The sequence below is a fragment of the Lysinibacillus sp. GbtcB16 genome, from assembly GCF_019091145.1.
GTDB classification, from domain to species: domain Bacteria; phylum Bacillota; class Bacilli; order Bacillales_A; family Planococcaceae; genus Lysinibacillus; species Lysinibacillus fusiformis.
In genome coordinates this window covers 1-272 of sequence record NZ_JAGXJV010000384.1, presented here as the reverse complement: position 1 = coordinate 272, position 272 = coordinate 1, and the positions used below count along the sequence as shown (strand labels likewise).

Here is a 272-nt window from a genome sequence, read left to right as displayed (position 1 = left end):
ATGGTTTTAGGGACATCCTCTTTCTTATGATTAACACACTGTTAATCTAACCGCCATATATTGGCGTCCCGGCATCTCGACTCGGAAAGCTCCTTCAAACGTGCCTGGCACCTGCATGATGGTCATGTTCCATGTATCAATTACCTCTACGCGATACGAGATGCCCGCTTCATGGTTGAAGTGCCGGTACCGCGGTTGATTAAACCCGAAGTAGTATAAGTAATATTCATCTTTGACCCCTGCGCATGGCAAATCCCAAGATGAGGTGAGCG

The 272-nt window shown here is 47.4% G+C and carries 1 protein-coding gene; it reads right to left on the bottom strand.

Annotated features, from left to right (window positions below):
- Positions 1–30 precede the first annotated feature (30 nt).
- A partial coding sequence (locus KVT27_RS24630) for a DUF5605 domain-containing protein (RefSeq protein WP_217582175.1) occupies positions 31–272 on the bottom strand: 242 nt, incomplete at its 5' end.